Source organism: Mesorhizobium sp. WSM4836, from assembly GCF_055811815.1.
The window spans coordinates 12,022-32,342 of the sequence record NZ_JBVVQF010000010.1 but is presented as its reverse complement, the minus strand read 5'-3'; the positions used below and the strand labels follow the sequence as shown (position 1 = coordinate 32,342).

Here is a 20,321-nt window from a genome sequence, read left to right as displayed (position 1 = left end):
CGACGCTGACCTTTCCAAATTGCCTGCCTTTCGGCGCCAAAGGGGAAGGAAAGGCTTGATGTTCCGTCTTGAGGCCCGCACCTCAACGCCCACCTGGTTCAATCTGGCGCTGCCGCTGCTCGCCATCGGGGCGACGCTGATCCTGTGCAGCGGCCTCATCGCACTGGCCGGGGCCGGTGTCGTCGAAGCCTACGGCGTGATGTTTTCGGCGTCGTTGGGCGACAGCTACGCCATCACCGAAACGCTGGTGCGTGCTGCCCCGATGATCTTCACGGGGCTGGCCGTGGCGGTCGCCTTCCGCGCCAAATTCTGGAACATCGGCGCTGAAGGGCAATTGCTGGCCGGTGCGGTGGCGAGCTGTGCCGTCGGCGCCATCCCGATGCCGGGGCCGCTCGCCATGCTGCTGATGGCGCTGGCGGGCGCCGCCGCCGGCGCGGCCGTCGCCCTGATCCCCGCGACACTGCGGGTGAAATTCAGGGTCGATGACGTGGTCAGCTCGCTACTGCTCAACTCGGTCATCTTCTACGCACTGATGGCGCTGATCGAGGGGCCATGGAAGGACAGTTTCAGCGGCTACCCGATCTCGCCGCCGATCGAGGATGCGGCCAACTTTCCAGTACTCATCGAGGGCACACGGCTGCATCTCGGCGTCGTCGCGGCGCTGGTCGCGGCACCGGTCATCTGGTTCGTGGTCGCGCGTACGACGCTCGGCTTCCGCATCAGGGTCACCGGCGAGAACCCGGAAGCCGCGCGCTATGGTGGCATCAATGTCGAGCGGGTACTGATCTCGACGGCGCTGCTGTCCGGCGCATTGGCCGGCCTTGCCGGCGTCGGCGAGGTCGGCGGCGTGCATTTCCAGGTGATGAGCGACATCTCGCCGGGGTATGGCTATTCCGGCATCGTCGTCGCCATGCTGGCGAGGCTCAATCCGCTCGGCGTCGTGCCGGCCGCGATCTTCCTTGCCGCCGTCATGACCGGCGCCGAGGCGATGTCGCGGGCGACCGGCGTTCCGGCTTTCCTCAGCGAAGTCATCCAGGGAACTGCGCTGCTCGCCATGCTGGTGGCGCTGCTGTTCACCGCATATCGCATCCGTCGCGTGGGAACAGCCAAATGAGCGTGGTGCTGGAACAGATCTTGCAGGTCGGCTTCCTGGCCGCGATCATCCGGATCGCCACACCTTTGGCCTTTGCAACGCTGGGCGAGATGTTCTCCGAGCGGGCCGGCGTGCTCAATCTCGGCATCGAAGGCATCATGCTGTTGTCGGCGATGACCGGCTTCACCGCGACCAGCCTCAGCGGCAGCCTGTGGCTCGGCGTGCTTGCGGCGATGCTGACCGGTGCGCTGATGGGTGCCGTGCATGCGCTGTTTACGGTGGCGCTCGGCCTCAGTCAGCATGTCTGCGGCATCGGCGTGACGCTGTTCAGTTCAGGCCTTGCCTACTTCCTCTATCGGCTGATCTTCGGCCAGCAATCGGTGCCACCGAACATCAAGGGGTTCGAGACGCTGCCGATCCCGATACTGTCCGGCATTCCGGTGCTTGGGCCGGCGGTGTTCAACCAGTTTTCGCTGGTCTACATGGCGATGCTGTCTATTCCCCTGGCCGCCTTCGTGCTCTACCGCACGTCATGGGGCCTGTCGGTTCGCATGGTCGGTGAAAACCCGCGCGCCGCTGATTCGGCCGGCGTCAGCGTCATCGTTACGCGCTTTCAGGCGGTGATCCTCGGCGGTGCCTTGATGGGGCTGGCCGGTGCCTTCCTGTCGATGGCGCAGTTCAACGCCTTCACCTTCGGCGTGGTTTCGGGGCGTGGCTGGGTGGCGATCGCGCTCGTCGTTTTCGGCCGCTGGGATCCGTGGCGCTCGGCCGGTGCGGCACTGCTGTTTGCCTTCGTCGACGCCTTGCAATTGCGCATGCAGGCGAGTGGGCTTGGCCATATCCCTTACGAAGTGTTCCTGATGCTGCCGTTCATCTTCACCATCGTCGCCATGGCGGTGATGTCGCGCAATGCGGTAGCCCCGTCGGCGCTGCTCAAGCCGTTCCGGCGCGAAGAGCGGTAGCGGCGCTTCGCCTCTCACATCGCGGTGAAGCCGTTATCGACGAACAGATGGGCGCCGTTGACGAAGCTGGCCTCGTCGCTAGCCAGGAACAGAGCTGCCTTCGCTACCTCTTCCGGCTCGCCGATCCGGCCTTGCTGCGCCGCTAGTGCCGCGTCGGAGACATCGACGCCAAGTTTGTCGAGATCGGCGACCTCGCGCAGGCCATGCGGTGTCCTGATGAAGCCGGGGCAGACCGCATTGCAACGGATGTTGCGGTCGCGGAATTCGACGGCAATGGCACGCGCGAACATGTGGCAGGCACCCTTGGTGGTGTCGTAGAGCACCTCCATCGGCGTCGCCGCCACCGCCGAGATCGACGAGGTGCAGACGATGGAACCGCCGCCGGCGGCGATCATGCCGGGCAGCACGGCGCGCGTCATCAGGAACATCGAACGCACATTGACGGCATGCAGCCAGTCCCATTCCTGCAGCGTCGTCTCCAGGAAGGGTTTGATGACGATGGTGCCGGCGTGATTGAACAGAACCGTGACCGGGCCGAATTTTTCCATCACGCCCGTCACCGCCGCTTCGACCTGCGCCTCATCCGATACGTCGGCCACCCAGTGCTCGGCGACATGGCCGCGTTGCCTGATTGCCGCTGCGGTGACGGCGGCGGCTTCGCCGTTGCGGTCGATGATCGCCACCTTGGCACCCTCGGCCGCGAAAAGCTCGGAGGCCGCACCGCCCATTCCCGTCGCGCCGCCCGAAATGATTGCGACCTTGCCGGCCAGTCTTGTGCCCATGTTTTGCTCTCTGCTGCCTTGCCGTGCGTTGAAGCAGCGATGCTATCCCGCATCCATTGGATGGCCAAGGAGCCACAGACACATGGACCCGACGTTTTCTGCCGTCACCCCGGCATGCCTCAAAAGGCGGCGCTAAGCAGCAAAAGCACTAATTTGTCTAGCGTTTTTAGAAAACCATTCTAAGAATCAAGCGAAAATAGCACTCGACAAAGTCTACTGATTTTATAGATTAAGCGCCGAGACGGAGGTCGATATGTCCTATAGCCAGAACGCTCAGACTGCCCCCAGAGGCCAAAGGCTGGGTTCCGACCAGGTATGGCGGCCGGCCTATGCCGGCGCTTTCGCCTATCTCGTCTTTGCCCTTGCGTTTGTATTCACCGGGGCAGTGGTACTGGGGCTGATCCCCTGATTATGGAGGCTTTGATCGTCGGGGCTTCCTCGGGATAGCGGCCTGTCGTTTACAGAAATTCCGGAGTTGATGAACCGAATGCCGGTGCGCTTTTGCGCGCCCTGATTCCAACGTGATGGAGGAGATGGCAATGCCGATCGAGTTCACGCATGTTCCCGGTAAGATCCACGCTGCCGACGCCAGCTTTTTCTACGACTTTGTCGAGACCGCGACGAAGCTGTCACTGATCGAGGATACCGGATTCCAGAAGATCGTCATCGACGACCAGGCCGGGCTGCTGACCAATATGGACCTTGCCGCCCAGACGCTGGACCGTACCTCCTCCCTGGGGGTCGTGCTTACGCATTGGGCGGGCGTGATCGAACCAATCGTGGCGGCGCGGCAGCTCGCTGCCCTCGACGCGAGAAGCGGTGGCCGGCTGTCGCTCAGGATGCTCAGCGAGCCGCTGAGCGACGACGATGCCGAGGCACGTCCGGCCGGCCATACGGTGGTCTGGCAACGCATCGACGAATATCTGGTGCTGCTGAAGCGATTGTGGTCGAATGACAGGCCGTTCGACCATGAAGGCGCCTTTTACAGTATCAAAGGCGGCTATGTGCCGCGCAAGGGGCCGCATGGTGCCGACGTGACCATCCGCATGGGCGGGCAGTCGGGCACCGCGCTCAGGGTCGCGGGCAGGCATGCGGACGTGTTCGAGTTGGCGCCGGGCTCGCTTGCAGAAATCCGCCAATCAATGGAGCGCGTACGCGACGCCGCCGCCGAACACGGCCGGGCCGGCAAGCTGCGTTTCGCGCTTCCCGTCCGAATCCGTTCGGAAGACCGGATCCGCTCGGAAGACAAGCCGGCCGCTTCCTGCCAGAAGGCGCTCGAACTTGCCGGGCCGCCGGCGCAGGTCGCGCTGTCGCTGCTTTCCTACGCCGCTTTGGGGATTAAGGAGTTCATGATCGTCGGCGTCGACAGGCCGCGCGAGATTGCGACCGCCGGCCGCGAGGCGATCGCACTGCTGCCCAATTCGCTGGCGCGGCGCGAGGCGGATGCCCCGGCGCCGGGGGCGTTTGCGTCACGCGCAACACAGGGCGTGCGTGCCGGCTGCTGAAAGAGGCGTGGCGGGCGAATGGATTGCACTGCGTTGCAGCCACCTACGCTGGGGTTCACTGCCATTCCGGGAAAGCCGCGCGAGCGGCCCTGGCCAGCGTCGCGATTTCCTCATCGGGAACGGAGCTGTAGGGCCAGAGCAGTCGCGGGCCGAGCGGCGCCCAGCCGCCGGCCGCCGCCATCGCCTTGTCGAGTGCCGCATCGCTGACATCGTAACGCACGCGAAACGGCAGGACATGTGCGGCGAGGAAGGCCTGTATGCGGGCCTCGACCTCGGCAGCGGCGGCCGTGTCGGTGCGGATTATCTGCCACCACTGCACCGCGCCCTTCGGGTTGAGGCAGGCGACGTTGGAATAGCTGCCATGGGCCCCTCCAGCATAGCCTGTTGCCAGGGTGTGGCCGGGGACGAAGACGGAAAATGCGTCCAGTTTGCGGCGCATATCGGCATACCAGCCGGCGTCGCCGCCCGGCAGCTTGGCGCCGATCAGCGACGGCACGGCCGCACGCAATCTGGCGATGCCGTCGAGCGTTAGGCGGCGCTTGGCGTGCGGCGGGTTGTAGAGCACCAGCGGCGTTTCGGGCGCGGCCTCGCAGAGGCCGCCGGCAAAACGCATGATTTCATCGTCGCTGGGCGGCCACCAGTCGGGCAAGGTGAACTGCACCGCCGCCGGGCGAAGTGCGGCCACCCGCGTCAGCCGCTCCAGCGCGACGCGCGGATTGGACTGGCTGATGCCGATCTGGAAAGGAAGGCGCACGCGGCCGGCCATGGTTGCGACCAATTCGCAAAGCCGGTCGAATTCGGGTTCGGTCTGGCAATGGAATTCGCAGGCCGTGCCATTGGAATAGACGCCGTCGACGCCTGAGGCGCAGAGCCGGGCGATCGTCTCTTCCGTCGCCTGCCAGTCGATCGCTCCGCGATCGTCGATGGCCAGCATCACCGCACCCCAGACGCCGCGCGGTGCGTGTGCGGGCAAGCGGGCCAGATGGTCGTTGAGGTCAGCGTGCACCGGCGATCTCGTGTTCGCGGCGGGTTTCGTTCGATGCGAAGGCAGCCTCGATAATGGCGATCATCTTGCGCCCATAGATGCCGTCGACCGGCACCGGCGTGTCGTCGGCAATGGCATCGCGCATCGCGCTCCATTCGCGCACCAGCGCGCTGTGCATCCAGTTCGGCTCAAAGGAACCGGGCAGCTCCGTCCAAACCGTATCACGCCCAAGCATGGTGCCGCGGTCCATGTCGATGCGCAGCGTTCCCTGCTCGCAGACCAGGTCCATGGCGTAGGTGGTGGCGCCAGTGCGGTAGCCGACGCTCTGCACCTGGCCGATGCCACCGCCGGCGAAGCGCAGTCCGAGCAAGGCGCTGTCGTCTGCTTCCTGATCATGGAACTTCGCGCCGAGCATGCCGCTCACCGACACGACATCGTCATCCATCAGCCAGACGAGGCGATCGACGGCGTGGATGCCGGCCGTCAACAGCATTCCGCCGCCGGTCGCCTTGCGCAGATGCCAGTCGCGGCGATTGTGCTCCATCCACAGCTTTATGATCCAGCTCGATCCGGCGAGCGGCCGGCCGAGCGCTCCTTGCTCCAGCTTGTGCCTGGCCGCCATGCAGGGCAGGGCGAAATGCATGAGATGGGCGACCATTAGCTTGACGCCGCCCTCGGCCACGGCGGCGTTGATCGCATCGCAGGCGGCCGCCGTCGGCGCCATCGGCTTTTCGAGCAGGATGTGCTTGCCGGCCCGTGCCGCGCCAATCGCCATTTCGGCATGGAGATGGTGTGGGCTGGCAATGAGGACCGCGTCGACCTCCTTGTCGTCCAGCAGCTTGTGCCAGTCGGCGTAACCGCGGCCGCCATGTTCGGTGGTGAAGCGCTGCAGCGCATCGGCATTTCCACGAGAAGCGGCAACGAGGCGAATGCCTCCAATCTCACGGATTGCCCGCGCATGGGCCGCGCCGAAATCGCCGGCGCCGATAATTCCTATTCCAATCATGATCCTGCCTTTTGATAAGCGGCGTCGATCAGCGACGTCGCCGCAACATAATCCTCGATGGACACCGACGGAGGCGCGGTTCTCGCCAGCCGGTCGAGCGTATCGCGCATGAACAGACGATAGCGTGTTGCCGGCAGTTCGACCGGCAAATCGGCAACGGCCGCATCGTCGAGCGTTGCGCAGGTGGCATGGTCGCCGTGATCGATGAGGGTGGCATTGGCACTGACGATGCGCCACTCGAAGTCGCCGCCGGGACGCATCGAGGCAAAGGTGTAACCGGCCTCGACGATGAACAGCGCTCCGGCTTCGTCTTCCAGCACCAGCAGGGCATGGTCCTCGACCGGGCCGGGATGGATGCGGTTCGCAATCGAAACGCTTTTCAGGCCGAGCTTGCCGGTTGCGAGGCTGAGTGCCGCGTCGACGCCGTGTATGCCGAGGTTCCGCAACGCACCACCGCCGCCGATCGCCTGATCGACGACCCAGTCGACACCGTCGGCAATGTAGCGTTGCGGCGGGCCATTGACCAGCCGGAACTGGCAATGCGCCACCGCACCGGCGCGCCCCTGCCGGCGCAGGCGTTCGAAGGCCGTGACCGCAGGCCCGAAACGATTGGGCAGGGGAACAGCGACAAAAGCCTGGTGCTGCCTGGCAAGCTCGCGCAGCGCTATCAGTTCGCTCGTATGGCTGGCCGCCGGCTTCTCCAGGATCAGCGGTATCCCTGCCTCGATGATCGCACGTGCCCGCGCCGGCACCATCGAAGGGTGCCCCATCAACAGGATCACATCCGGCGGGCTGGAGAGGATCTCGTTGAAATTTTCGATAAACGGCAGGTCGTGGTGCACGGCGAACGCATGCCCTTGGCCAGGATCCTCGTCCCAGATACCGGCGATCTCCGCACCGTAAAAGCGTGTGGCCTCGAAGTGCATTTCGGCGTGCCAGTGGCTCGAGCCGGCGAGGGCAATCTTCATTCGAAGGCAGCAGGTTTGTTATGGGCTTGCAGGATATCCTACAAGTAGCTATACGACAAGCGGCGGGCTGGCTGATTCGGCGGATGATGAAAGCAGTGGGATGGCGGAACTGAAGTCGATCGAACCGTTGAGCAGACCGCCGCTGCTTCACGTCACCGTGCAGGAAAGCCTCAGGGCTTATATCGAAAGCAACCAGCTCAAGGCAGGCGATCCCTTGCCGCCGGAGACGTTCCTGGCGCAGCGGCTCGGCGTCGGCCGCAACTCCGTGCGGGAAGCCATCAAGGCGTTGGAATCGATCGGCATCCTGGAGACGCGACGCGGCATCGGCGTGTTCGTCAAGGAGTTCTCGTTCAAGCCGCTGCTGGATAACCTGGCCTACGGTTTGCAGGATTCGCTGCGCGACGTCGAAGAGCTGCGCGAAATCCGCCGCGTGCTGGAAACCGGCCTCATCGCCAAGACGATCGAGATGATCAGTGCCGAGGACATCGAGGCGCTGCGGCAGTTGACCGAGCGCATGCGGCAACGTGCCGAGCGCCATGAGAGCTTCGCCGAAGAGGACCAGCAATTCCATCAGCTGCTGTTCCGCTGCCAGAACAATCACATGCTGAGCGCGCTGATCGACATCTTCTGGACGGCGTTCAACAAGGCCTCGAATTTCACCAATCTCGATAATCCGACGCCGCTGGCGACATGGCGCGACCATCACGAGATCGTCGAGGCTGTCGCCGCCAAGGATGTCGACCAGGCGCGTCGGCGGCTCGACGACCATTACCGGGGGATCCAGCAGGTTATCGCCAAAAACCGAGCAAGCTGAAGAACAACCTGAATATGCCAAGGGAGGAAACCATGCGCATCAGGACCATCGCATTCTCAGTCGCCGGGCTGCTGCTCGCCAGCATTGCCCCATTGACCAGTGTCCAGGCACAAAGCGCCAAGACCATTGCGGGCGGCTTCGACGTCGGCCCCGGCGGTTTTCCCAAGAACTTCAACCCGCTGGTCGCGACCGGCGGCTACACCTGGCTCAGCACATATTTTGAACCGCTGGTCATCTACAATGCGGGGCTGACCGATATCGAAGGCGACCTCGCCAAGGACTACAAGATCAGCGACGACCAGCTGACGTATACGTTCAACCTGGTCAACGAGACCTGGCATGACGGCAAGCCGTTCACCGCGAAGGACGTCAAGTTCACCCTCGAGCTTGCCAAGAACAAGGCCTCCGGCAGCCTGTTTGCCGCCCGCCTCGCCAACATCGCCTCGGTCGATGCGCCGGATGACCACACCGCAGTGGTGAAGCTATCGAAACCGAACGGCTCGTTTCTATCCATCCTCTCGCAGCTGATGATCCTGCCGGAGCATGCCCTGGCCGCTCTGCCGCCGGAAGCGCTGGCGACAAGCACCTGGTGGTCGACCGCTCCGGTCGGCACCGGTCCGTTCAAGTTCAAGCGCTACGTGACCGATCAATATGTCGAACTGGCAGCCGATGACGATTATCGCGGCGGCAAGCCGAAGGTAGACGTGCTCATCAACCGCTATTTCGAGTCGCCGGCGGCGGCCGTTGCTGCGCTCCGCGCCGGCGAGATCCAGTTCACCTATGTGGAGCCCGACGATGCGGCATCGTTCAAGAGTGACAGCAATTTCAAGGTGATCGAAGGTGCCTCCTATGTGGTCAACTATATCGGCCTGAACCAGAAGGTCGACCTGTTTAGGGATATCCGTGTCCGCCAGGCGATCATGTATGCGATCGACCGCAACGCAATCATAGACAGCCTCTATGGCGGTGCCGCCAAGCCGGCCAATTGCGGCTATGTCGCGCCGCATCTGGTTCCCGCAGGCCTCGAACCCTATGCCTACGATCCGGCAAAGGCCAAGGCGCTGCTGGCCGAGGCGGGCTGGGACAAGATCAACGGCGACAAGCCGATCACCTTGCTGACCTATTACGGCTCGCCGCAAGCGGCCAATGTGATGGCCGCTGTCCAGTCGATGCTGGCCGAGGTTGGCATCAATGTGGTGCCGCGGGTTGTCGATACGCCGACCTATAACGGCATCGTCTACAAGCAAGGCACGCCGGACTGGAATGCATTTCCGATGGTCTATGCCGGCCTGCAGAACGGCCCCAATCCGGCCGGCCTCAATCCCGGCCTCAACAAGTCGCAGATCCCGCCGGCAGGCTTCAACACCATGCGTATCGAGTTCGACGACCTGAGCACCGCGTTGGACGCCGCGCTCGGCCAGACCGATCCGGCCAAGCTCGACGCCTCCTGGCAGGAGGTCTGCAAGGTGATGAACAAGGAGCTGCCCTGGGCGACGTTGTGGGTGGCCAACCGCTATGGCGTGGCCTCCAACAAACTGCGTGACTTCGTCTGGACGCCGGCGCCGGGCGGCGGCCCCTACGCAGCTCACCCCGAGCGCTGGGACATCCAGTAAGAACCCCGCAACCAAGCGAGCAGGCGGGACCACTTTGGCGCCGCCTGCCACCGCCATGGATATACAATGTTGAGCTTCATTTCCCGCCGCAGCGCCACAGGATTGCTGATGTTGGTCGCGCTCAGCGTCCTCATCTTCATCCTGTTGCGGCTGGCGCCGGGCGATCCGATCGACGCCTACATCAATCCCTCTGTGCCGATGTCGGCTTCCGACCTCGAGGGCCTGCGCGAACGGCTCGGGCTCGATCGACCGCTTCCCGTGCAATATCTCGGCTGGCTGCGCGCGGCGCTGAGCGGTGACTTCGGCTATTCGATCCAGCGCAGCGGCGTTGCCGTGCTGCCACTGGTCATGCAACGCATCGGCCCGACGGCGCTGCTGATGGGCACGGGCCTGGCGATCGCCATCGTGCTCGGCATTTCCGCCGGCATTTTCAGCGCGGTGCGCCGTAACGAACCGTCCGACATCGCGCTGTCGGTGCTGTCGTTTATCGGTATCTCCAGCCCGGCTTTTCTGACGGCGCTGCTTGGCCTCTATTTCTTCTCGGTGCTGCTGCGCTGGGCGCCATCCGGCGGCATGCAGACCGCAGGCGCGCCGTTCTCGATGACCGACGTGCTTGCGCACCTCATCCTGCCCGCTTGCCTGCTGTCCATCGGCCATGCTGCGCTGATCATGCGCTACATGCGCGCCTCGCTGCTGGAAGTGCTCAACCAGGACTACGTGCGGACGGCGCGCGCCAAGGGCGTGCGCGAATTTTGGGTGATCATCAAACATGCGACCCGCAATGCGCTCTTGCCGGTCATTACCCTGATCGGCTCGACCGTGGGCATCGCCATCGGCGGCGCCATTTTCCTCGAAAGCGTGTTCAACTGGCCGGGCATGGGACTGCTTCTGGTCAACGCCGTCGGCAACCGCGATTACCCGGTGATCATGGGCGCTACCCTGGTGATCGGCGTTTGCGTCATCCTGGTCAACCTATTGACCGACGTCGTCTATGCCGTCGTCGACCCGCGCATTCAGGTGGCGTGATGGCAATCACCGCGCCAGATCCTACAGTTGACCCGACAGCCGTGCCGCAAACCAAAGGCCCGCTTCGCCGCGCGCTCGACCGCTTTTTTGAAAACCGCGCTGCGCGTGCCGGGCTTTTGATCGTCATCCCGATCCTGCTGGCGGTTTCGACTTATCCTCTGTGGTGGCCGTTCGGCCCGAACGCCATCGACCTCAGGGCGATGAACAAGGCACCGTCGGCCATTCATTGGCTGGGCAGCGACGGCGTCGGGCGTGATGTCATGGCCCGGTTGCTGCAAGGCGGGCGGATCTCACTGCTGGTTGCCGTCTGTTCGGTCGCCATCTCGACCGTCATCGGCTTTCTGATCGGGGCTATCGCCAGCTTTGGTGGGCGTCTTGTCGACGGCACGGTGATGCGTTTCGTCGATCTGGCGATGACGCTGCCGCCGGTGATCTTCCTGCTGGTGCTGGCTTCGATCGCCGGCACCGGCATCGCCCCGACCATCCTGGTGATCTCGCTGCTCTCCTGGCCGGTGCTGTCGCGCATGGTGCGTGCCCGGCTGCTCGAACTGCGCGAGCGCGACTTTGTCGTCGCCGCCCGCGGCATGGGCGCGGGGCTGCCGCATCTGCTGTTCCGGCACGGCCTGCCCAATTGCATCGATATCCTGGTCGTCTACGCCACCTTGCAGATCGCCAACGCCATCCTGCTCGAGGCCGGCCTGTCCTTCCTCGGCCTCGGCATCGCACCGCCCGAAGCCAGCTGGGGCAACATGCTCAATCTCGCCCGCTCCACTGTCGTGCTCGAACAATACCCGTGGCAATGGATGTTCCCAGGCGCCGCACTGGTGCTCACCGTGCTTGCCATCAACTTCATCGGCGACGGCTTGCGCGACGCATTCGACCCTCGCTCCGATCTCAACTGACCTCAAAGGTTCATCAAAATGCCCCTGTTTACCGGCGTCGTGCCACCTGTCGTCACCCCGCTCAATGCCGATTTCAGCATCGACTTTCCGTCGTTCACCCGCACTATCGAGAACCTGCTCGACGGCGGTGTTCACGGGCTGTTCGTGCTCGGCTCGACCAGCGAGGTGGTCTTCCACGACGAGGCGGGCCGCAGGGCCATCCTCGAGCATGCGGTCAAGGTCAATAATGGCCGGGTTCCGATCTTCGCCGGCGTCATCGACCCGACAACCGATCGTGTCATCGGCCACGCCCGCATCGCCAGATCGGCCGGCGCCGACGCCATCGTCGTCACCGCGCCGTTTTATACCCGCACCAGCCAGCCGGAGATCGGCGACCACTTCCGCTATATCAAGGATGCGATCGACATTCCCGTCATCGCCTACGACATCCCGGTCTGCGTTCACGTCAAGCTGGAGCGCAAGACCACGGTCGGCCTCGCCAGGGAAGGAGCCATCGCGGGCATCAAGGATTCCAGCGGCGATGACGGCAATCTGCGTTACGTGCTCAATGACATGGCAAACGACCCGGGTTTCTTCGGCATGACCGGCTCCGAGATCCTGGTCGACAGCGTGCTGGCCATGGGCGCGCATGGCGTCGTGCCGGGCCTCGCCAATGTCGACCCGCATGGTTACGTCAGGCTGTGGAAGCTGACGCAGGCCGGCCAGCATGCCGATGCCCGGCTAGAGCAGGAGCGATTGTTGAAACTGTTCGAGATCGTCTGGATCTCGCTCGGCAGGACAAGCGCCGGCTCGGCCGGCGTCGGCGCCTTCAAGGCAGCGATGAAGAGCCTCGGCATCATCGCCTCGAACACCATGGCGCGGCCGCAACGCAGCCTGAACGACGAGGAAACCGCTAAGGTCGAGGCGATCCTTCGCGATGTGGGGCTGCTCCGCTGAGTGTCGCGCCGATCCTCTCGATTTGCGGCCTGCGCTCGGTGTTCCGCATTGCGGGGCGCGACATCGCGGCGGTAACGGATGTCGACCTGACGATCGGCTCCGGCGAGACGCTGGCGCTCGTCGGCGAATCCGGATCCGGCAAATCCGTCACCAGCCTGTCGATCATCGGCCTATTGCCGAAAAGGGTCGGACATATCGCCGGGGGATCGATCGCGCTGCGGCGCAAGAACGGCACGGTCACCGAGCTGACCAGCCTCGATGCCGAGTCGCTGCGCAAGATACGCGGCAACGAGATCGGCATGGTGTTCCAGGAGCCGATGACCAGCCTAAACCCGGTCTACACGATCGGCGAGCAAATCGCCGAACCGATCCGCATCCATCTCGGCAAATCGCACCGCGAGGCAGAAGCAGACGCGGTGCGGCTGCTGGAACAGGTCGGCATTCCCGATCCGAAGCGGCGGGCGCGGCAGTATCCACACGAACTTTCGGGCGGGATGCGGCAGCGCGCTACCATCGCCATGGCCCTGTCCTGCGATCCGGGATTGCTGATCGCCGACGAGCCGACGACCGCGTTGGACGTCACCATTCAGGCCCAGATCCTCGATCTTCTGGCCGAGCTGCAGGCGCAGCGCGGCATGGGCATCCTGTTCGTCACCCACAATCTCGGCGTCGTCGCCGAAATCGCCGACCGGGTAGCGGTGATGTATGCCGGGCGTATCGTCGAAACAGGTCCGGTGAGCGAAGTGTTCACCCGTCCGCGTCATCCCTATACTGCCGGGTTGATGCGCTCGGTGCCGCGGCTCGGCCAGGCCACGGCGCTGAAGGCGGCGGGGACGCCACTGCCGACCATTGCCGGCAACGTTCCCTCGCTCGCCTTGCTGCCCAAGGGCTGTTCCTTCGCGCCGCGCTGCCCGATGGCTATCGATGCCTGCCGCGTCGCGGTCCCGCCATTGTTTGCGGCAACGCCGACCCAGCAAAGCCGCTGCCTGCGTTGGGAGGAGCTTTGATGGTGGACGCGCCTTTCCTTTCGGTCAAAAACCTAACCAAGCATTTTGCGCCGACAGCGTTCTCGCGTGGCCCGGTGGTCAGGGCGTTGGAGGGTATTTCCTTCGATGTCAGGCGCGGCCAGGTGGTCGGCCTGGTCGGCGAATCCGGCTCCGGCAAGACGACGATCGGCCGCTCGGTACTGCGTCTGATCGAGCCGACATCCGGCCAAATCAACTATGACGGCACCGATATCACCAGGCTGAGTGCTGCCGAGTTGCGCCGCCAGCGCCGCAAGATGCAGTATATTTTCCAGGATCCGTTCGCCAGCCTGTCGCCGCGCATGACGATAGGGCAGATCCTCAGCGAAGGCCTGGACATTCAAGCCATTGGCAAGAAGTCCGAGCGGCGGGCGAAGGCGGAGAAAGCACTTGCCGCGGTCGAGTTGCCGGTCGACGCCTATGACCGCTACGCCCATGAATTCTCGGGTGGCCAGCGCCAGCGCATCGGCATCGCCCGGGCGCTGACGCTCGAGCCGGAATTCATCGTCGCCGACGAGCCGGTCTCGGCACTCGACGTCTCGATCCAGGCGCAAATCATCAATCTGTTGCGCGACCTGCAGCTTCGGCTCGGCCTGACCATGCTGTTCATTTCGCACGATCTGGCCGTCGTCGAGTACATCTGCGACACGATCATCGTGCTCTATCTCGGGCGCATCATGGAGGTTGCGCCGGCGGCCGAGCTCTATGCCCGGCCGCAGCATCCCTATACGCGCGCGCTGCTGTCGGCCATTCCGTCGCTCGATCCGCTGGCCAGGCAAGACCGGCAAGTGCTCAAGGGCGATATTCCCAGCCCGGCAAACCCGCCGTCGGGCTGTGTTTTCCGGACCCGTTGCCCGTTTGCGCTGGAGGCTTGCGCCGGGGCTGTGCCGCCGCTGAGGGCGACAGCCGAGGGCCATCTGAAGGCCTGCATCCGCGACGACATCGGCTAGCTAGATCGACTGCAAGGCAGGCGCCGGAAACCGGGGGCTCAACCCGCCGCATTGATTGCCGGCCACAGGCTGGTCCCATGAAACCGTCAAAGTCGTCCACCGAAACGTCATTGAAACGTCGTCGATGCCAACCCATATGCAATCCGCGTCGGATGTTTCCTCCCATTCGTCCGGCGCGTTCCCCTCTGAAGGTTTTCGACCTTCACATCTGGCCGGGCTTTGCAGCCCGGCCTTTTTCTGCGGGGTAGGTGAGCGAGCCGAGATCATGGCGCAGGCGCGCCCAGCGTATCGATGCGTTTCGCCAGCGCCGCGGGATCGCCAAGCGCGCGCAGTGTCTTCAGCCGAGCGGTGCCGCCGGCGACGATCGAGACGGCCGATGCCGGCACGCCAAGCGCCTTGGCGACCAGCCTTGCCAGCGCTCGATTGGCGGCCCCGTTTTCCGGCACGGCGCGGACGCGGGCTTTTAGATAGCTTCGCCCATCCGCTGATGTTTCGATGCCCTCCAGCCTGTCCATCGCCGCTTTTGGCGTCAGCCGAATGAACAGGTCGATGCCGTCGGAGCGCGTGCGGAACAGCGCGCTCATGCGACGCCTGAACTCAGACGACGAGCGAAAGCACGGTGGTGAGCAGGAACTGCCGGATGAAGAACAAGATCAGCAGCAGGATGATCGGCGAGATGTCGATGCCGCCGAGATCGGGCATGAAGCGGCGGATCGGCCGCAGCGCCGGCTCCGTCAGCCGGTAGAGCATGTTGCTGATGGTGTCGACGAACTGGTTGCGCGAGTTGACGACGTTGAAGGCGTAGAGCCAGGAAAATATCGCCGAGGCGATGATGATCCACCAGTAAAGGTCAAGCGCCATGACAATGGTCTGAATGAGGGCGATCATGCCGGTCTCCGATTGTTGCCGACATGTAGCCACTGTAGGTGAAAGCGGCAAGAGCCGCCTTCCGCCGTATGGCGAAGCCGGCCGAACGGCCGAACGGCATTTCGCCAGCAAGCGCAGTCTTGACAGGAAACCGCAGCGGCCGATAAAAGCCCCATCCGCTGGACGGGGCTGTAGCTCAGCTGGGAGAGCGCGTCGTTCGCAATGACGAGGTCAGGAGTTCGATCCTCCTCAGCTCCACCAGCGGATTTTTTTCGGACCCATTCCTGCAAGCCTGCTCTGCGAGCGCCCGCATCCACGTTTTAGACCAGCCCGCGCTTGGCCATCATCGCTTCCGGGGAAGGCATCTTGCCGCGGAAGGCGGTGTAGAGTTCTTCCGGGTCCTTTGACCCGCCGGCGGCGTAGATGTTCTCGCGCAACCGCTCGGCCAGCGCCGGGTTGAAGGGATCGCCTGTTTCCTCGAAGGCGGCGAAAGCGTCGGCATCGAGCACTTCCGACCACATGTAGGAATAATAGCCGGCCGAATAGCCATCGCCGGCAAAGATATGGCCGAAATGCGGGGTGCGGTGACGCATGGCGATGGTGCCGGGCATATCGAGCTTTTCGAGCGTTTCGGTTTCGAAACGAAGCGGCTCCTGCGGGGCATCCGGCCGCGCATGGTAGGCCATGTCGACCAAGGCCGAGGCGGTGAACTCGACCGTGGCGAAGCCGGCGCCGAAAGTGCGCGCCGCCAGCATCTTATCGACCAGCGCCTTTGGCATCGGCTTGCTGGTCTTGACATGCAGCGCATGCTTTTCCAGCACTGCCGGCACCGTCAGCCAGTGTTCGTAGAGTTGCGAAGGCAACTCGACGAAATCGCGGCTGACCGAAGTGCCAGCGACCGACGGCCAGGTGACGTCGGTCAGCATGCCGTGCAAGGCATGACCGAATTCGTGGAACAGGGTCTTGGCCTCGTCGACCGACAGCAAGGCCGCTTCGCCGGCCGGCGGCTTGGCGAAATTCATGATGTTGTAGATGACCGGCTTGGAGCCATCGCCAAGCTTGTAGCCAGATTTCAGCGCGCTCATCCAGGCGCCGGAGCGCTTCGAGGGTCGCGCGAAATAATCGGCGAGGAACAGGCCGCGCTCGCTGCCGTCGGCATTCTTCACCACGAAAACACGTGCGTCCGGGTGCCAGGTGGCAATGCCCCTCTTTTCCTCGAAAGAAATGCCGAACAATCGCGTCGCCACGTCGAAACAGGCCTCGATGATGCGGTCGAGCTGCAGATACGGCTTCAGCTCGGCCTCGTCGAAGGCGAATTTCTCTGCGCGCAGCTTCTCCTGATAGAAGCGCCAGTCCCAGGCAGCGAATTTCTCGTTGCTGCCGGCCTCGGCCGCCAGCCGCTGCAATTCGGCCTGGTCGCTTGCGGCCTTTTCCACCGCCTTTTCCCAAACCGGATCGAGCAGCGCGTGCACCGCCTCCGGCGTCTTGGCCATGGTATCGTCGAGCTTCAATGCGGCGTAGGAAGCATAGCCGAGCAGCTTCGCCTTCTCGGCGCGCAGGCGCAGCATGTCGCGCACCACTTCCGTGTTGTCGGTGGCGCCGCCATTCTGACCACGCATGATGAAGGCGCGGAACGCTGTCTCGCGCAGATCGCGGCGCTCTGAGAAGGTCGAGAACGGCTCGTAGATCGAACGTGACAAGGTGACGGCGTAGCGTCCCTTCTGGCCGCGCATCTCGGCGGCTTCCGCCATCGAACTTTTCAGGAATTCCGGCAGGCCGGCAAGATCGGCCTCGTCGAGGAACAACGCCCAGTCGCGCTCGTCGGCAAGCACATTCTGGCCGAAATTGGTGCCGAGCGACGACAATTCCTCGTTGATCGAGGCCAGCCGCTTCTTGCCTTCGGCGTCGAGCCTGGCGCCGGAGCGGACGAAGTTTTTCCAGGTCTTTTCCAAGACCCGCAGCGTTTCGGCGTCAAGACTCAAAGCCTCGCGGCCCTGATAGAGGTCGTCGATGCGGGCAAACAGTCGCTCATTCATCGAAATCGCCGAGAAATGCCGCGACATCTTTGGCGAGATGTCGCGCTCCAGCGCCTGGATCGCTTCGTTGGTGTGGGCGCCGGCGCGGCACCAGAAGATCGACGAGACGCGGTCGAGCGCCTCGCCGGCAAGCTCGAGCGCGGCAAGCGTGTTTTCGACCGTCGGGCTCCCGGTGTTGCCGGCAATCGCCTCGATCTCGGCCTCATGCGCCTTCAGGGCCGCGTCGAAGACCGGAGAAAAATCGCCGTCGCCGATGCGCGTGAAATCGGGCAGGCCGAGCGGCCCTTGCCATGAGGTCAGCGGATGGGCGGCGAGGTCGACGGTGGACGGCATGGGCAAACTTTCGCTGAGTGGGCGGGAGAACGGATCGTCACCGATGTAAGGCGCCGGCAGGCAGCACGCAACAGCGCGCCCCGTTCATGATTTCCTCAGTAGCCGTCGCAGTTTTCCGCGATCGCCGCCTGCGAACTGGCGGTGATCTGGTCGTTCGCGACCGCAAAGGTCTCCTGCATCAGCATGTCGTTGCTGGGAAAATCATAGCAGGCGATCACAGTGGTGACGCCGTCCTCCGATTTCTCGATCCTGTGGCGGATTTCGGCTCCGGCGACCGCGCCTTGCCATTCGGCGATCGAGGCGATGAATTCCTGCTTGCTCTGCACGACGCCGAGGTCGTCGAGCTTGATGCGGACGTTGTCGGCGAGCAGGTCCAACAATTCGCTGCGGTCGGCGACGAGCAGTGCCGAATACCAGCGGTCGATGATCGCGCTATCGTCGGCGCGGACGAAATCTGCCGAGCACAGCAGTGCCGCCGCCGCGAACGCGATCCGAGTTCGCACCATGCCCTGTTTTCTACTCCATCTCCGGCCGTTCGAAATCGCCGGTGTCCTTGTTCATCACCCAAAGCTCGCCGGTCGAGATGTCGAACCAGGCACCGTGCAACGATAGCCGCCCCTTGCCTTCGAGGATCGAGACGCAGGGAAACGTGCGCAGATTGGCGATGGAATAACGGATCGAGATGCGCTCCAGCGCGGTCTGGCGCTCGGTCGCGGTCATGAAGGTGCTCGACGATACGGTCTCGGCCGCCGGCGCGATCAGGCTCATCCATTTACCGATGAAATCACCCGGCGACAACGGCGCGGCCGTGGTGTCGAGTGCCGCGCGGATGCCGCCGCAGCGGCCGTGGCCCATCACCACGATGTTCTTGACCTTGAGGCTCTGCACGGCAAATTCGAGCGCCGCCGATGTCGAGTGGAACTGATCGTCGGGCGCATAGGGCGGCACCAGATTGCCGACATTGCGCAGCACGAACAACTCGCCGGGCCCGGCATCGAAGATCGCTTCCGGCGCGGCGCGGGAATCGCAGCAGGCGACGATCATCGTTTCCGGTGCCTGGCCCTCCCGCGCCAGCGAGCGATAACGCCCGCTTTCGGTGAGATATCGGCCACTCATGAAATTGCGGTAGCCGGCGAGAAGATGCTCGGGAAGATGGGGCATGGGCAGCGGAGGCAGCCTTTCCGGGTTAAAGGCACGGTTCAATCCCGAAAGGCTCTAGCGCATCGGCCCGAAAATCGGAACCGATTTTCGGGAGGCGGGATGGCGCGGTGCCTGCATGCCAGCCCCTACTTTGGCACAGGCGAACGAAAGCCGCCCTTAATCGGCCTCAGAACCGCAGATTGGCGCCGGCGCGCAGCAGAAGCCAGTAGAACAGGCCGGTCGCGCCAACCGCGAGCAGCATCGCCAGGAAGAAGCCGCTGGAGCTCTCGGCAAATGGCAGTCCGCCGGTGTTCATGCCGAATATGCCGACGATCAGCGTGCCCGGCAAAAGTAGCGCGCCCATAACCGCCAGCGCCTTGAGGCTGCGGTTCGATTCGTCGGCAAGCTCGGCCGCAAGCTCCTCCTGCAGAAGCCTTGCCCGGTCGTTGATCATGACGACCTCGCGGTCGAGCCGTTCAAGGCGCGCAGCAAGCCGGCGCAGAACGTCATGTGCGCCGGCGGAAAGGTTCCAGGCGGAACGGTCTTCGTCCTGGAAAAGCGCTGCCAGGGCCGAGATCGGCCGATGCAGGGATACGGCAAGACGGCGCACATCCTTCAGCTGCCGTCTTTCGTCGGCAAGCCGCTCGGTCACGAGATGGTCCTCGACTGCATCGAGCCGCTTCGTCGCCGCGGCGAGCCGCAGGCTGGTGGTCTTGCAAAAAGCCATGACCAGCGTTTCGAACAGCTCGAATGCCGTGGCCGGCCGCAGCCCCGCGGCAAGGGCGGTATGCACTTCCTCCACCGCCGCCAGCGGATGACGGCGGCCGGTGACCAGCAGCCGCTCCGAGACCGCAAAATGCAATCTGCCGATGGTCGTCGACTGATGAGCAATTTCGCCATGCAGGTCGGCCGAAATGCCGTGGACGACGCCATTCTCATGCGCCAGCACCAGGCTGTCCTCATGTCCTTCGAGGATTGCATGAGCCGACGCCGGCAGCGCGCAGGCGTGGCTGACCCAGGAATGGGCGCGCCGGTCGACAAGGTCGACATGCAGCCAGACCCAGCCGTCCGCTGAGGTTAGCGCGGCCTCTACGTCTCGGGGCGCCAGCGGTTCGGGAGCTTTGCCGGGAGCGGCACGATAGGCCCAGACCAGCCCGGGAGCATGATGCGGGTCGTCGGCGGCAAGCAATGTCAGATGCGATGCGTCATTCATGGCCGGCCGAAACGATGCACGTTCAGGTGATCCGGGGGGGGGCCGGGGGGGGGGGGGCCCCCCCGGAAAAAAAAAAAAAAAAACCCCCCCAACCACCCCGGGGAGATTAATAAAAAACACCAACGCAAAAAACAAGGGGGTGGGGGGGGGGGGATTCAAGCCCAA

21 protein-coding genes and 1 tRNA gene are annotated in these 20,321 nt (G+C 63.8%); 12 read left to right on the top strand and 10 right to left on the bottom strand.

Annotated elements, in window-relative coordinates; translation table 11 throughout:
• Positions 1-58: 58 nt before the first annotated feature.
• Together AC0L2P_RS13965 and AC0L2P_RS13960 are read left to right on the top strand one after the other, a co-directional pair.
• Positions 59-1,114, top strand: a complete 1,056-nt coding sequence (locus tag AC0L2P_RS13965) for an ABC transporter permease (protein WP_473501838.1) — start codon at positions 59-61, stop codon at positions 1,112-1,114.
• A complete protein-coding gene (locus AC0L2P_RS13960) occupies positions 1,111-2,055 on the top strand; it encodes an ABC transporter permease (protein WP_473501837.1) in 945 nt (314 codons plus the stop codon). The genes AC0L2P_RS13965 and AC0L2P_RS13960 overlap by 4 nt, the downstream gene beginning before the upstream one ends.
• Before the next feature lie 14 nt (positions 2,056-2,069).
• On the opposite strand, the gene AC0L2P_RS13955 is transcribed toward AC0L2P_RS13960, so the two are convergent.
• Positions 2,070-2,837 carry an SDR family NAD(P)-dependent oxidoreductase gene (locus tag AC0L2P_RS13955; RefSeq protein ID WP_473501836.1) on the bottom strand — a complete coding sequence of 256 codons (768 nt, stop codon included), beginning with the start codon at positions 2,835-2,837 and terminating at the stop codon, positions 2,070-2,072.
• 253 nt (positions 2,838-3,090) lie between these two features.
• Here AC0L2P_RS13955 and AC0L2P_RS13950 point away from each other — a divergent pair, with 253 nt between their 5' ends.
• Together AC0L2P_RS13950 and AC0L2P_RS13945 are read left to right on the top strand one after the other, a co-directional pair.
• A complete protein-coding gene (locus tag AC0L2P_RS13950; RefSeq protein ID WP_473501835.1) occupies positions 3,091-3,246 on the top strand; it encodes a hypothetical protein in 156 nt (51 codons plus the stop codon).
• Between the two features lie 130 nt (positions 3,247-3,376).
• A complete protein-coding gene (locus tag AC0L2P_RS13945; protein WP_473501834.1) occupies positions 3,377-4,342 on the top strand; it encodes an LLM class flavin-dependent oxidoreductase in 966 nt (321 codons plus the stop codon).
• A 55-nt stretch (positions 4,343-4,397) separates the two neighbouring features.
• Here AC0L2P_RS13945 and AC0L2P_RS13940 read toward each other — a convergent pair whose 3' ends face one another.
• From AC0L2P_RS13940 to AC0L2P_RS13930, 3 genes are read right to left on the bottom strand one after another with little or no spacing between them, the layout of a single operon-like run.
• On the bottom strand, positions 4,398-5,348 hold the full coding sequence (locus AC0L2P_RS13940; protein WP_473501833.1) for a dihydrodipicolinate synthase family protein: 951 nt from the start codon (positions 5,346-5,348) through the stop codon (positions 4,398-4,400).
• The gene (locus tag AC0L2P_RS13935; RefSeq protein WP_473501832.1) at positions 5,338-6,333 is read right to left on the bottom strand and encodes a Gfo/Idh/MocA family protein; all 996 of its coding nucleotides are present in this window, start codon (positions 6,331-6,333) and stop codon (positions 5,338-5,340) included. The genes AC0L2P_RS13940 and AC0L2P_RS13935 overlap by 11 nt, the downstream gene beginning before the upstream one ends.
• A complete protein-coding gene (locus tag AC0L2P_RS13930; protein WP_473501831.1) occupies positions 6,330-7,301 on the bottom strand; it encodes a Gfo/Idh/MocA family protein in 972 nt (323 codons plus the stop codon). The genes AC0L2P_RS13935 and AC0L2P_RS13930 overlap by 4 nt, the downstream gene beginning before the upstream one ends.
• A gap of 100 nt (positions 7,302-7,401) precedes the next feature.
• Here AC0L2P_RS13930 and AC0L2P_RS13925 point away from each other — a divergent pair, with 100 nt between their 5' ends.
• The 7 genes from AC0L2P_RS13925 to AC0L2P_RS13895 all read left to right on the top strand — a co-directional run bounded on the left by AC0L2P_RS13925 (position 7,402) and on the right by AC0L2P_RS13895 (position 14,567).
• Positions 7,402-8,115, top strand: coding sequence for a FadR/GntR family transcriptional regulator (locus AC0L2P_RS13925; RefSeq protein ID WP_352468196.1), 714 nt, complete (start codon positions 7,402-7,404; stop codon positions 8,113-8,115).
• A 32-nt stretch (positions 8,116-8,147) separates the two neighbouring features.
• A complete protein-coding gene (locus tag AC0L2P_RS13920) occupies positions 8,148-9,728 on the top strand; it encodes an ABC transporter substrate-binding protein (RefSeq protein ID WP_473501830.1) in 1,581 nt (526 codons plus the stop codon).
• 66 nt (positions 9,729-9,794) lie between these two features.
• The gene (locus tag AC0L2P_RS13915; RefSeq protein ID WP_473501829.1) at positions 9,795-10,754 is read left to right on the top strand and encodes an ABC transporter permease; all 960 of its coding nucleotides are present in this window, start codon (positions 9,795-9,797) and stop codon (positions 10,752-10,754) included.
• On the top strand, positions 10,754-11,656 hold the full coding sequence (locus AC0L2P_RS13910; protein ID WP_473501827.1) for an ABC transporter permease: 903 nt from the start codon (positions 10,754-10,756) through the stop codon (positions 11,654-11,656). The genes AC0L2P_RS13915 and AC0L2P_RS13910 overlap by 1 nt, the downstream gene beginning before the upstream one ends.
• Before the next feature lie 18 nt (positions 11,657-11,674).
• Positions 11,675-12,592 (top strand): dihydrodipicolinate synthase family protein, encoded by a 918-nt coding sequence (locus AC0L2P_RS13905; protein ID WP_473501826.1) that lies wholly within the window; start codon positions 11,675-11,677, stop codon positions 12,590-12,592.
• Positions 12,589-13,599, top strand: a complete 1,011-nt coding sequence (locus tag AC0L2P_RS13900) for an ABC transporter ATP-binding protein (RefSeq protein WP_473502023.1) — start codon at positions 12,589-12,591, stop codon at positions 13,597-13,599. Before AC0L2P_RS13905 ends, AC0L2P_RS13900 begins: the two co-directional genes overlap by 4 nt.
• The gene (locus tag AC0L2P_RS13895; protein ID WP_473501825.1) at positions 13,599-14,567 is read left to right on the top strand and encodes an ABC transporter ATP-binding protein; all 969 of its coding nucleotides are present in this window, start codon (positions 13,599-13,601) and stop codon (positions 14,565-14,567) included. Before AC0L2P_RS13900 ends, AC0L2P_RS13895 begins: the two co-directional genes overlap by 1 nt.
• Before the next feature lie 263 nt (positions 14,568-14,830).
• On the opposite strand, the gene AC0L2P_RS13890 is transcribed toward AC0L2P_RS13895, so the two are convergent.
• Positions 14,831-15,151 carry a DUF167 family protein gene (locus AC0L2P_RS13890; RefSeq protein ID WP_473501824.1) on the bottom strand — a complete coding sequence of 107 codons (321 nt, stop codon included), beginning with the start codon at positions 15,149-15,151 and terminating at the stop codon, positions 14,831-14,833.
• 13 nt (positions 15,152-15,164) lie between these two features.
• The gene (locus AC0L2P_RS13885; protein ID WP_023678162.1) at positions 15,165-15,455 is read right to left on the bottom strand and encodes a YggT family protein; all 291 of its coding nucleotides are present in this window, start codon (positions 15,453-15,455) and stop codon (positions 15,165-15,167) included.
• Between the two features lie 164 nt (positions 15,456-15,619).
• Between AC0L2P_RS13885 and AC0L2P_RS13880 the strand changes: the two genes are divergently transcribed.
• Positions 15,620-15,695: transfer RNA gene (locus tag AC0L2P_RS13880), tRNA-Ala, on the top strand.
• A gap of 59 nt (positions 15,696-15,754) precedes the next feature.
• Here the strand turns inward: AC0L2P_RS13880 and AC0L2P_RS13875 are convergent.
• From AC0L2P_RS13875 to AC0L2P_RS13860, 4 genes are all read right to left on the bottom strand, one after another.
• The gene (locus AC0L2P_RS13875) at positions 15,755-17,809 is read right to left on the bottom strand and encodes a M3 family metallopeptidase (protein ID WP_473501823.1); all 2,055 of its coding nucleotides are present in this window, start codon (positions 17,807-17,809) and stop codon (positions 15,755-15,757) included.
• An 89-nt stretch (positions 17,810-17,898) separates the two neighbouring features.
• Positions 17,899-18,309: a nuclear transport factor 2 family protein gene (locus AC0L2P_RS13870; RefSeq protein WP_473501822.1), complete on the bottom strand. Its 411-nt coding sequence runs from the start codon at positions 18,307-18,309 to the stop codon at positions 17,899-17,901.
• A 10-nt stretch (positions 18,310-18,319) separates the two neighbouring features.
• Entirely contained in the window at positions 18,320-18,964 is a 645-nt protein-coding gene (locus AC0L2P_RS13865; protein WP_473501821.1) for a carbonic anhydrase, read from the bottom strand.
• A 166-nt stretch (positions 18,965-19,130) separates the two neighbouring features.
• On the bottom strand, positions 19,131-20,156 hold the full coding sequence (locus AC0L2P_RS13860) for a transporter (protein ID WP_473501820.1): 1,026 nt from the start codon (positions 20,154-20,156) through the stop codon (positions 19,131-19,133).
• Between the last annotated feature and the right edge of the window lie 165 nt (positions 20,157-20,321).